Here is a 12,580-nt window from a genome sequence, read left to right on the forward strand (position 1 = left end):
AGGTGTTACTTATATGAAAATATTGATTATTACAGATAAATTTATATTAGGAGGCTTGGAAAGCCAAATTATCGGTTATGTAAATCATCTCTCATCTTTAGGGCATGAATTATATCTAGCTGTTGGTGATGGTGACCGTAATTATATTACTAATAGTGGCTTCAAAGACGTAGAGCATTTAGGTGAGTTAAGTAATAAATTAAATTCATATGAATTCATAAAAATAATTGAAAATGTTAGGCGCTGTATATCAGAATGGGAAATAGATGTGGTACATACACATCCTTTTATATCACATATTATAGGGGGGGTTGCTGCTAAGTTAGAAAAGAAGATGCATGTAATAAGTCTACATGGCCCCGCATCAATACCAAACTATTTTGGTTACATATATATACTTTTATTTAAGTATATTATACTGCCATCTGCAGAAAAAATAATATGTGTTTCGGAGGAAACGCGAGACTTATTACCATTAAGTCTTTTGAAAAAAGAGAAATTATTGATTTGCAGAAATGCCGTAGATATACACAGTTTTATACCTTCAGAGAATGCTACTCAAAAGTTATCTCTATATGGTCAGTGGGTTTTTATTAGTAGATTAGATGAAGAAAAATCTACTGGTTTGATAGATTTTGCTATAAAGGCAAAGTCAATCGGTATTACGGGGCTCACTGTTATAGGGGATGGACCATACAAAGTCGACTTAATGTTAAAGCTAAACGAGTTATCATTATCAGATTTTGTAGAACTCAAACCTGCAAGTTTAGATATAAAGAGCAACATTCACAAATATTCGGGTGTCGCTGGTATGGGGAGAGTTATTTTAGAGGCTTGTGCTTCTGGCAAACCTGCATTTTTAGTTGGCTATGATGGAGTGAAAGGTGCAGTACAGACTACTTTGCTTTTACATGCAAGAAGGGAAAATTATTCTGGACGGGGGTTAAATAACATATCTGCTGAGGAAATGCGTAGTGACTTAAACACTACCTTTCATGAAGGAAATTTAAAATATAACAGGTGCTATATATATAAATATGCAAATGAAGCTAACGTATGGGGGACTTTCATAAATGAGTTGACGAAAGCCAATATTACAGAAGATATTTTATTGGTTGATTTATTTGTTAACTTGAAAAAATCAAATGATTACTTTGAGTTATTTAATAGTAATCACCTGTTGTTAAAGTTATCTGAAGTTATATATGTACAATATGAAAGTCTTAGTTTGCAACAGCGGCAATTATTGCCATTAATTAACAGTATGTCCATTAATAATAATGATGTTTTAATTGAAGATTATAAAAAACAACTTAAACAAGCACGTGAATATATAGAGGACAAAGAGGTTTATATTGCAAAATTAAAGGCGGAGTTACAAAATATAATGTCTGTAAGGGATATAGATAGTTCTGTAATCGTCAATAATCCTTAATTTTAAAAGTTTATATCCACCGAGTCGAAAATTTAGGTAAAATACTATGTCATTTTCACGGTATGTTAAAAGTGCCAGCTATCTAGTAAAAAGAGCTATTCCTGTATATAAAAAAAGTGGCGTTAAAGGTGTAACTAGAATTGCAGCCAAGTGGATCAATAGAAGATTAAATGGGGTTGAGTATAGCCATATCACAAGCCCTATTAAAATTGTTCATGAAAGTGCTGGCACCAATATTGGTGATGATGTAGTAATTATCTCAGGCGTCCCATTTGATGATGTTGGTGGTGGACAACGTTCAGCTCAGTTAGCGCGAGCGGCGGTAAAAGCAGGCAGGAAAGTTGTTTACCTTTATATCTATAAAAAGTTTGACTTCGAAAAAGGATGTCACCTAGACTCGGAGGTAAGTATTCAAGGCATTGAGCACCTCTATATTAATAGCATAGATGCTACTACTCTTATGGAGAAAATATCGTCTACGGCAACACTTATTATTGAGCATCCTCATCCGGCTGCATTACCTTTTTTCGAAAAGTTTAATCAACGTGGTTTAAAGACAGTTTTTGAGTTAATTGATGATTGGGAGACAAGTTTAGGTGGAGACTGGTTTGATATTAATATTTATCAACGTTTCATTACTGAATCAGTGCTTGTCGTAGGGACAGCAAAAGTTCTTGTTGAGAAGTTGAAGCAAAGGGGGAGAGCAGATGCTATGTATTTACCTAATGCTGCAAATGAATACATTTTTGATAAATACAAGCGGTTCGTAAAGCCAATCGATTACCCATCAGGATTTGATTTCATTGCATTGTATTTTGGCTCTCTTTATGGGGAGTGGTTTGCATGGGATTATCTTGAACATGCTGCCATAAATAATCCTAAGACTGCCTTTATTCTTATTGGTGATAAACCACAAGATAAAAAAATAAATGACTACCATAATATAATATATCTCGGTGCAAAGAATATCGAAGAATTACCTAGTTACTTACATTACTGTGATTTCACATTATTGCCTTTTGTTCCTGGTAAAATTTCGGATGCCGTTTCTCCCATCAAAGTGTTTGAGTATCTTTTTATGGGTAAGAAAGTCGTTTCTTCATTTCTTCCTGAAATTGTTGATTATCCAGGTGTGTGCATTGCTAACGATAAGAAGGAGTTTAGTGATCTCTGTAAATCAGTATTGTTAGAAACAAATACCCTTGATGTCACTCAAGCTAATGATATTTTTATTTCTAATAATTCTTGGTTTGCTCGTCTTGACAAGCTAATGCCATCATCCAAGCCTGAGTATTCTAATGCAGTCAGTGCGGTAATATTAATTCACAACAACGCAGGAATTATTGGTAGGTGTCTTACAACTTTAATCGAGCATTGTAGTTCTTATCTTAAAGAAGTTATAGTTGTAGACAATAATAGTAGTGATGGTGGATATGAGTATGTAAGAGACAATTTCCCAACAGTGAGAATCGTTAAGAATCCTATTAATGGATGCTCATCTGGTAGAAATCTGGGGGCCTCGTTAGCAACTGCTCCATATATTGTATTTTTCGATTCTGATCAATGGTTCACTTCTTCCTCATGTTTTGAGGAAGCGTTATCACTTATGAACCGAGATGTCATGATTGGTGCAATCGGATGGGGTGCTGGGTGGTTTGATAAGCACCGCTCAGATTTGGGGGGTATGATAACAGATTATTGTCCTAATAGAGCTATGAATTCGACAGCAATCCAAGTAGGGTATCGCAGTGACATAGGATATCTTGCAACTTGTGGTATGTTTATGCCAAAATCTATTTTTTGTTCTATAGATGGATTCGATGTAAAATATGATCCTACATGTTTTGAGGATACAGATCTTTCTTTCCAGATAAAAAATATTGGATTCAAAATATGCTATAGAGATCTATCTGGTATTAGACATCAACCGCATCAAACCACGAAGGCAAATTCAGAAAGCGATTTTTATGTAAATCTTTTCAATCGTAATGCATCCTATTTTAAAAATAAATGGGGTGAAAATAGCGATTTCTTTTTGGATTATACTGGAGAATAATAATATGAAGAAAATAATGTGTGTTGTTGGGACTCGGCCTGAAGCAATTAAAATGGCTCCAGTGGTTAAAGCTTTACAGAAATCTGATGACTTTGATGTTGCCGTTCTTGCGACGGCCCAACATCGTGATCTCCTAGATCAGGCTTTTGCCCTGTTCAACATTCAAGCTGACTATGATCTTAATGTGATGACTCCGGGACAAACGTTGCCAGAACTGACATCACGTCTAATGTTGAGCATAGATAAAACACTGGATGAGGCGAAGCCCGACATGGTTATCGCGCAGGGTGATACAACAACAGTGTTTGTTACTGCTCTTGCATGTTTTTACAAAAAGATACCGTTTGCTCATTTGGAGGCAGGATTAAGAACTCACGATCTCTATTCTCCTTTCCCTGAAGAGGCAAATCGGGTACTGGCAGGTCACTTGGCATGTCTGCATTTTGCACCAACATCTGTCTCCAGAGAAAACCTACTTCGTGAGGGGATTCCACAAGAGCAGATTATTGTAACTGGAAATACAGTTATTGATGCACTGCTTGAAACAGCCAAGACTGACTTTGATCTTGGTATAGAGGTTCCCAAAGATAAGCGTATTGTATTGGTCACTTCTCATCGAAGAGAGAACTTTGGCCAACCAATAGTCAATATTTGTAATGCGATTTTGGAATTAATAGAAAAGCATGAAGATATTTATGTGCTTTTTCCTGTGCATCCAAACCCAAATGTCCGTGAGGTAACTGATCGTTATCTGCGAGGGCATGAGCGTATTCAGCTTGTATCCCCGTTTGATTATGGCCCCTTTGTAACGGCAATGAAGTCTGCTTATCTTATTCTTACTGATTCTGGTGGCGTGCAAGAGGAAGCTCCCGCGCTTGGTAAGCCCGTGCTGGTTTTGCGTCGCGACACAGAGCGTCCTGAAGCTGTAACAGAGGGCGTTGTTAGATTAATCGGTACTGAGACAGTGGACATTGTTCGTGAGGCTTCTCAGTTATTATCTGATCGAGTTGCATATGATAAGATGGCAATTGGTGCATCGCCTTATGGGGATGGAAAAGCTAGCCAGCGTATTGTAGAGATAGTAAGAAATTACTTTAACAGCAAGCCTGTATGAAACTAGTTTATATATCACCCGTACCATGGAGTAGTATAAATCAACGGCCCCACTTTTTTGCGAAAATGGCAATTACGTATGGTGTTGATGAGTTGCTATGGGTCGATCCATATCCCAGCCGATTTCCTAATTTTGGAGATCTTCTTCCGGGGCGTCATGCCCCGGAACCATCAGACTTTACAAATATAGAAAACTTGGAGGTTATTTCTGCTGGTGCTTTGCTTCCTTTAGAACCCATTAGATTATTATTTTATTTTTTCAATGGTAGTCGCATAACTAAAACTATTAACTCGATTCTTGAATTTGTCGGAACAGCACAAGCGAGTATTGTTATAGGTAAGCCATGTCGTCTTTCTCTTGCATTGCTCAAAGCAAGGCGCTGGGACTTTTCCTGTTATGATGCTATGGATGACTTTCCATCTTTTTATAATGGGTTATCAAGAAAGCATATGGCTATGATGGAAGCCAAACTGACCAAGGAAGTTGATATCATAATGTGTTCTAGTCATGAATTATATGACAAGTTTGTTCATGACAAAAAGTTGCTAGTCTTAAATGCCTGTGCTGATGGGTTAACCAAAGAAGAAGGTACTGACAAAGGTCAGGAGCATACTTTTGGTTACATTGGAACTATTGCCAGTTGGTTTGATTGGCAATGGGTGATAGAGCTTGCCAGTTTAAATCCAGCATCGTCTGTTCATCTATTTGGCCCGGTTAAGAGCAGAGTTCCGAAAACTTTGCCAAAAAATATTATTTTGAAAGGCGCAATACCTCATAGTCAAGTCATGCTAGAAATCTCTAAGTTTGATGTGGCAATAATTCCTTTTATGGTCAATGACATTACTAAGTATGTTGATCCTGTAAAATACTATGAATATGCGCTTGCAGAAATACCTATTATCTCGACTAACTTTGGTGAAATGGCATGGCATCATAGAGAGATTCGAAGTCAAAGCAATTGCCCCTATTCTGTGCCTGTCGAAGCGTTATTTTTTTCGCATGACCATATGAAATCTGGAGTCCCCAGATGGAGCAATCGTTTCGCTGTGTTATATAATGAGGTTTTTAAAACTTGCTCTTAGTCTCAATGGTTTTATTTAATCCTGAAATGGGATTGTTAAGCACCGTGTTAGATAAATTTTCTGATGCATTAGATTCAGCTAGTAGTCACAATTTATCCACGAAGTTAATCGTTGTCGATAATAGCATCAACCCATCTCAGAAAATCAAAGAATATATAGAGTCTATCCGATGCTTTAGCTCAGTACAGAATATTAGTCGTGTAGATAATCCGGGCTTTGGTATCTCACATAACCAAGCGATTCGCTATGGTGAAGGCTTGAGATATCATCTCATCCTCAACCCCGACCTTGAGGTCGATCCTGATGCACTTAAAAACGCGCTTGAATTTATGGAACGACATCCTGAATGCGGATTATTGACGCCTTTCGCTACATGGGAAGATGGTGAGGTACAACGGCTTTGCAAACGCTATCCAACCGTATTTGATTTATTGCTGCGTGGTTTTGCTCCTGCGAGTGTGAAGAAGTTATTCCAGACACGCCTGGCAAAATATGAGATGGCAGATCAGCTCAACGATCATGATGTGCTGTGGGACCCACCCATTGTCAGTGGTTGTTTTATGCTGTTTCGCACAGATGTTTTGCAACAGCTCGGAGGGTTTGACTCTCGCTTTTTCCTCTATTTTGAAGATTTTGACATCAGTTTGCGGGCAGGAAAAATCAGCCGGATTGCTTATGTTCCTCAGGTTAAGGTTGTCCATCACGGTGGTCATGCATCGCGCAAAGGCTGGCGTCATATCTGGATGTTTGGGCGTTCAATGGTGACTTTCTTCAATATTCATGGTTGGCGTTGGTGGTAATGGCAGATATCAAAAGTACAGTCTTGGTTACCGGTGCCAACGGATTTGTAGGCAAGGCGGTCTGTGAACACCTGCTTCGGTGTGGGGCGAATGTAAAAGGTGCGGTGCGCAGTAGTCCGCTCGCTTCGTACCAGGTTCAGGCTCCCCCTTTGACCGCTGATGCAAACTGGACAGCTCAATTGCAACAGGTGGATGTGGTCGTTCACTGTGCAGCCAGGGTGCATGTGATATCTGATACCGTGACAGATCCCCTGGCGGTTTTTCGAGCGGTGAATACCGAGGGTACGTTCACTCTTGCCCGGCAGGCGGCTGAGGCTGGGGTAAAGCGCTTCATCCTTATCAGCTCGATCAAAGTGAATGGCGAGCATACCGAGCCAGGTAAGCCATTTGATGAAAATGTGCTGAGTCCGCCGGAGGATCCCTATGGACGCTCGAAGTATGAGGCGGAACAGGGGCTGATGGCGCTCGCGAAAGAGTGTGATATGGCTGTTACCATCATTCGTCCTCCTCTTATTTATGGGGAAGGGGTGAAGGCTAACTTCGCCAGCATGATGACGTGGGTGCGCACAGGGATTCCGCTACCTTTTGCCCGTTTGAACAATGCGCGCAGCCTGTTGGCATTGCCAAATCTGTGTGACTTCATTGCAAATGTGATGGAACACCCTGCCGCAGTGAACCAGGTTTTTCTGGTTGCAGATCCGGTCGCGGTGTCGACATCGCAGTTGTTGGCGGCGATTGCTGATGCAGAAGGTGTTGCCTGTCGGCTGTTTTATCTCCCACCAAGAGTAATAAGAGGGCTTGGCCGTTGTTTGGGGATTGATGCCAAGCTACAACGGATTTATGGCTCTCTGGAAATGGATACCGGTAAGGCTCAGAGCAGATTACAATGGTCGGCACCCTATTCGCTCTCTCAGATCCTATCTCTGATGGCATCTTCCCATAGTGAGTCGTCTTGATGCTGGCATTTGTTTTGTTGTTGATGTTTTGTCTGTTTCTTTCAATCACCATGACCGGCCTGCTCAGGCGTTACGCCCAGACCCGCTTGCTTGACCAACCGAATCATCGCAGTTCGCATCAGGTGCCCACCCCGAGAGGCGGTGGAATGGCTATCGTGGCAACCTTTCTGCTGGCTGCCCCTTTGCTTGTTGCCCTGAACCCACTGCTATATGGCATATCCCAGAGCAGCTTCGCATTGATATGGGCTGCGGCTCTTGGGATTGCACTTGTGGGTTTTATCGATGACCACATCTCCCTCAAGCCCCGAACCCGCCTGATTGTGCAGAGCATTGCGGCAGCTTTGGTGGTATCTGCTGTTGATGGTTTGCCAGAGCTGACTTTCTTTGGCTGGCAGATGGATCTCGCCTGGTTCGGTTATCTACTGGCCTGGCTAGGGGTGATCTGGTTTATCAATCTGTACAACTTTATGGATGGCATCGATGGTTTGGCGGCAGGCGAGGCTGTTGTCGTCTGCCTATTCATGGCGTTATTTCATTATCTGGTTGGGGGTGAGTGGTCCTCTGCTGGCTTGACTCTGCTACTGGGGGTCTCGGCTGCGGGCTTTTTGTGCTGGAATTTTCCGCCAGCCAGGATCTTTATGGGGGATGGTGGTAGTGGTTTTCTTGGCTTGATGCTGGCTTCCCTGATGTTGCTGGATGCCGCTTCCGCTCCCCAGTTCTTGTGGGCATGGCTCGTCATGCTGGGGGTATTTGTGGTTGATGCTACCTGGACGTTGCTGAATCGCTATCGTCTGAAGTGTCGTCTGAGCGAGGCTCATCGGACACATGCATTCCAATATGCGGCGAGGCGTTGGCAGAGCCATCGAAACGTGACATTGGCTGTGCTTCTTATAAATAGCCTCTGGCTTGCGCCGATCGCTGTCATGATTGTATTGGGCCCGCTCGATGGCGTTATCGGTCTGGTCATTGCCTACTTGCCGTTAGCTTGTCTTGCGTATCACCTGAATGCAGGAGTACCAGAATGAGAAATGAGCTTTTACCCGGTGGTAGCTGGCTACTGACCGGCCTGGGCTCCATGTCACGTGCCAGCAAGCGTGCCGTATCTGTCGCCGTTGATATGATCCTGATCACAATGACCTATTGGGGGGCGTACTGGATCCGGCTTGAACATAGCTGGCCAATCAATAGTCCCCATCACTGGGCACTGCTGGGCGTAATTATTATCGTCAGCATTAGTGTGTTTGTGCGGCTGGGGCTATATCGCGCGGTGCTGCGATATGTCAGCTTTCGAGTGCTCTGGACAATCTTGCTGGGAGCATTTCTTTCAACCTGCTTCTTCGTTATCTCTGCGTTTTATTTCGATATCTTTCTGCCTCGAACGGTATCGGTTATCTATCTATCCTTTCTAGTGCTACTGGTAGGTGGTGTGCGGTTGTTTTTCCGGGCGCTGCTCAATACGACCCGTTTAGCGCGTATCCAAGTGTTGATCTACGGTGCGGGCTCTTCGGGACGGCAGTTGCAAATGGCCTTGTTGCAAGGCAATGAGTTTTATCCCGTCGCCTTTGTTGACGATGATCCCGCCAAGCAGGGGTGTGTGATCCAGGGATGTACCGTTTACCACAGCGTTCAGCTTCCAACCCTGATTGACCACCATGGGATACAGAAGATCTTGTTGGCCATGCCGAGCAGTACTAGGGCTCGTCGTCAGGAAGTGATCAATGCGCTTGAGCCGCTCTCTTGCGAAGTGCTCTCTATCCCGGGAATGGCCGATCTGGTCAATGGTTCTGCACGCATCGATCAGCTCAATGAGGTCTCCATCGACGATCTGTTGGGCAGAGATCCGGTAGAGCCGGTGACCAAATTGATGGAAGCCAATATCACAGGCAAAGCGGTCATGGTGACTGGTGCCGGTGGCTCCATCGGTTCTGAGCTCTGTCGCCAGATCTTGCGGTGCCGACCATCCACTCTGGTACTGTTCGAATTATCTGAATACGCCCTCTATGTCTTGCATAAGAATCTGCGTGAACAGTGTCAGCGTGAAGGAATCGAAACAGATCTTGTACCGTTATTGGGCTCAGTACAGCGCCAGCATCGCCTCAAGACGGTGATGCAGAGCTTCAGGATCCAGACTGTCTACCATACCGCTGCTTACAAACATGTTCCGCTGGTCGAGTTCAACATTATTGAAGGGGTGCGTAACAACGTATTCGGCACTCTTTATGCGGCTCAGGCGGCCATTGAGGCAGGGGTTGAAACATTCGTGCTTATCTCCACCGATAAAGCCGTGCGGCCAACCAACACCATGGGGGCCAGCAAGCGTCTGGCCGAGTTGATATTGCAAGCCTTGACTCGCGAGAAGCACAACACCCGTTTTTGTATGGTGCGCTTTGGCAATGTACTCGGATCTTCCGGCTCTGTGGTGCCATTATTCAGACAGCAGATAGATAAAGGCGGACCCATCACCCTGACTCACCCCGATATAATCCGTTACTTCATGACGATACCTGAGGCTGCCCAGTTGGTGATCCAGGCGGGTGCAATGGGGGAGGGGAGCGACGTCTTTGTGCTCGATATGGGGCAACCGGTACGGATCATGGAGCTGGCCAAACGCATGATACGCCTTAGCGGCTTGACACTGCGTGATGAGCTGCGGCCCGATGGTGATATTGCCATCGAGGTGACGGGTTTGCGGCCGGGTGAAAAGCTATACGAAGAGTTACTGATTGGTGATGATGCCAGAGGAACCGAACATCCTAGGATCATGGTGGCACAAGAGAGCTGGCTGCCTTGGTTGCGACTGCGCCCCTTGCTGGCCTCACTGGATGATGCTTGTCACCGTTTTGATCAACAGCAAGTACGCGACATTCTGATGCATGCGCCTGCCGCATTTGAACCAACGGATGGTATCTGTGATCTGGTGTGGCTGGCCAGGCAGCAGCTACCGCCAAGTGATAATGTCGTTAAACTTCCCTCTCATAACATAGATTTTTTGCTTGCCAATCACTGATTTTTTATATTAGCACTCAGTTTGTTGTGTGTGATTTTTGAACAGTTGAGCTGATTGTGGACTAGATTGGCTACTCATTTCCGCAAACTGTAGGTAGAATGCTTCCCCACGCATTTGGATTATTCCTACATTTGGGTGTGTAAAATGCGCATATGTATAGCCAATGGCTACTCTTTTTTTTCGCTATTTTTACTAATTGCTATAGAGTCACAGATTGAAAAAACTGCAGTGATTGTTGATGTTTTTCACAATGTGGGTCGGTTGTGAGCACGCTGGGAGCTGTAACTCAGGGGCGGTAGCCATTTTGTTTATTGACTGAAAGTTTACTTTTTTGCCATTGCCATTATTGTTATGGTTAACAGTAACGCAGTTAAATCAAGAAAATACAACAAGTTAACGAGCCTTTATGCCTAAAGGCGCCTTAGGGTTGTCTCCGTTAGGCTGTAAGGGCTGAGATTGCCACGCCTCTTTTTCGCACATACTCAGAACCGCCAGCGAGGCTTTATAGGCATATGCCCCTCCTGGCTCTGTCTGCCCCACTTACTGCTTACTTCTATATGGCAAAGAGCTTGTCACATTTGTGGCATATATTTAACCTGCGGTGTTTGTGACCACTCTTCTGAATGGCATCATTTGTCACTTTTATTTACTAGCGGCTTATTTCTGCCGGTTTGTGGGAGGGCGTATAGTAAGCGGTTGAATGTAACCTAACCGCTTGGGTTATTTAATGGTAAAATTTATTATTTTTTACCTATGGTGTGATTCGTTTATGGTTGATAGCTGTTTAATGGATCTGAGTGCCGACCAGATAAAATAAAAATGTGCTCAAGTCTGCAAGGATGCCGCTTTGTGTGCAAAAGAAAGGATAATACAGGGATAAAATGATGGAAATGTCGGGTCTAGTCGCCTTCGTGGGCACTGCAATGGCTATCGCATTTTTGCGTCCGCTCGCTGGCAAACTTCAATTGGTTGACCTGCCGAACAAGCGCAAACAGCATGTAGGGGCGATCCCGCTGATCGGTGGTCTATCTGTCAGCATCGGTGTATATCTCAGTGTCTTTATGACGATGCCTCTCTCCCTTCCTATGGTAATGTTGTTGCTCTGTGCTGGTGCCATGATGGTGATTGGTGCGGTTGATGACGCACTCGATATCTCGCCCAAGTTACGACTCGGACTGCAAGCGTTACTCATCGTTGTTCTATGTCTATCAACTGAAGTCGGTTTACACCACTTTGGCGATTTGATGGGACTCGGCGACATTCACTTGCCTTGGGGTGAGGTTGTTGTCGCAGTGCTGGCGGTTTGTGCTGCGATTAATGCCTTTAATATGATGGATGGCATTGATGGACTGGCCGGCTCAATGGCCGGGATCAGTTTGGTTGGGTTGGCTACGTTGTTCAGCAATACCATGCCAGAAATGGCCAATTTCTGTTTAGTGATCGCTATTGCACTAGTACCTTATCTGGCTATCAATCTCACTATCCCACCTTTTAAACGCAAGATCTTCATGGGTGATGCAGGCTCGATGTTCTTGGGTTTCATCATCGGTTTTTTGGTGATCTATGGTTCACAAGTCACTGAACAACGCCCGGCATTCAGGCCTGTGATGGCCCTATGGCTGATGGGGTTGCCCCTGATTGACATGGTCGGCATCATGATCCGGCGTATCCGCAAAGGCCAATCCCCACTGAAGGCTGATCGCAATCATCTCCATCATATCTTGTTGCATGCCGGCTTTACCCATCGCGAGGCACTGTTGTTGATGGTAGTTACAAATCTTGGCATCGTATTTATGGGGATTCTGGCCGAAAAGGCAAAATTGCCTGAATGGTCAATGATGGCTATTTATTTGCTGTTGTTTGCAGGTTATACACTCTCCCTCAATTATGCTTGGCGAGTAGGTCGCTGGATCAAGGCCTATAAGAATCAGCTGAGCAATAATAATAACTGAGTAGTACTTCCGAATTATTAAATTCGTGTATCTGAGCGCGGGCTACAGTTGTTCTCTATGACGTATGCCTGAATATTGTATTTATGAAGTTAATATATGCTTGTACTGAAGGGCATTATTATGCCTTGGTAGTCTTTAACTATTTTAGGTGAAATTGAGATGTACATTGAAGAATGAT

General features: G+C 43.7%; 9 protein-coding genes. All 9 read left to right on the plus strand.

Going from position 1 to position 12,580, the window contains the following annotated elements:
- Positions 1-13 precede the first annotated feature (13 nt).
- The 9 genes from AACQ95_RS20795 (at position 14) to wecA (ending at position 12,402) form a co-directional block, all read left to right on the plus strand.
- The gene (locus AACQ95_RS20795) at positions 14-1,435 is read left to right on the plus strand and encodes a glycosyltransferase (protein ID WP_241279721.1); all 1,422 of its coding nucleotides are present in this window, start codon (positions 14-16) and stop codon (positions 1,433-1,435) included.
- Between the two features lie 46 nt (positions 1,436-1,481).
- Positions 1,482-3,491 (plus strand): glycosyltransferase, encoded by a 2,010-nt coding sequence (locus AACQ95_RS20800; protein WP_241279723.1) that lies wholly within the window; start codon positions 1,482-1,484, stop codon positions 3,489-3,491.
- 4 nt (positions 3,492-3,495) lie between these two features.
- The gene (wecB, locus tag AACQ95_RS20805) at positions 3,496-4,605 is read left to right on the plus strand and encodes a non-hydrolyzing UDP-N-acetylglucosamine 2-epimerase (RefSeq protein ID WP_241279725.1); all 1,110 of its coding nucleotides are present in this window, start codon (positions 3,496-3,498) and stop codon (positions 4,603-4,605) included.
- Entirely contained in the window at positions 4,602-5,687 is a 1,086-nt protein-coding gene (locus AACQ95_RS20810; protein ID WP_241279728.1) for a glycosyl transferase, read from the plus strand. The genes wecB and AACQ95_RS20810 overlap by 4 nt, the downstream gene beginning before the upstream one ends.
- Positions 5,678-6,487 carry a glycosyltransferase family 2 protein gene (locus AACQ95_RS20815; RefSeq protein WP_241279729.1) on the plus strand — a complete coding sequence of 270 codons (810 nt, stop codon included), beginning with the start codon at positions 5,678-5,680 and terminating at the stop codon, positions 6,485-6,487. Before AACQ95_RS20810 ends, AACQ95_RS20815 begins: the two co-directional genes overlap by 10 nt.
- Positions 6,487-7,443: an NAD-dependent epimerase/dehydratase family protein gene (locus tag AACQ95_RS20820; RefSeq protein WP_241279731.1), complete on the plus strand. Its 957-nt coding sequence runs from the start codon at positions 6,487-6,489 to the stop codon at positions 7,441-7,443. The genes AACQ95_RS20815 and AACQ95_RS20820 overlap by 1 nt, the downstream gene beginning before the upstream one ends.
- Positions 7,443-8,468 (plus strand): MraY family glycosyltransferase, encoded by a 1,026-nt coding sequence (locus tag AACQ95_RS20825; protein WP_241279733.1) that lies wholly within the window; start codon positions 7,443-7,445, stop codon positions 8,466-8,468. Before AACQ95_RS20820 ends, AACQ95_RS20825 begins: the two co-directional genes overlap by 1 nt.
- The gene (locus tag AACQ95_RS20830) at positions 8,465-10,450 is read left to right on the plus strand and encodes a nucleoside-diphosphate sugar epimerase/dehydratase (protein WP_241279735.1); all 1,986 of its coding nucleotides are present in this window, start codon (positions 8,465-8,467) and stop codon (positions 10,448-10,450) included. The genes AACQ95_RS20825 and AACQ95_RS20830 overlap by 4 nt, the downstream gene beginning before the upstream one ends.
- An 881-nt stretch (positions 10,451-11,331) precedes the next feature.
- Positions 11,332-12,402, plus strand: coding sequence for a UDP-N-acetylglucosamine--undecaprenyl-phosphate N-acetylglucosaminephosphotransferase (wecA, locus tag AACQ95_RS20835; protein ID WP_339357917.1), 1,071 nt, complete (start codon positions 11,332-11,334; stop codon positions 12,400-12,402).
- The last annotated feature ends 178 nt before the right edge of the window (positions 12,403-12,580 follow it).

It is taken from the genome of Aeromonas sp. MR19 (assembly GCF_963899305.1).
In the GTDB taxonomy this organism is placed as follows: Bacteria; Pseudomonadota; Gammaproteobacteria; order Enterobacterales; family Aeromonadaceae; genus Aeromonas; species Aeromonas bestiarum.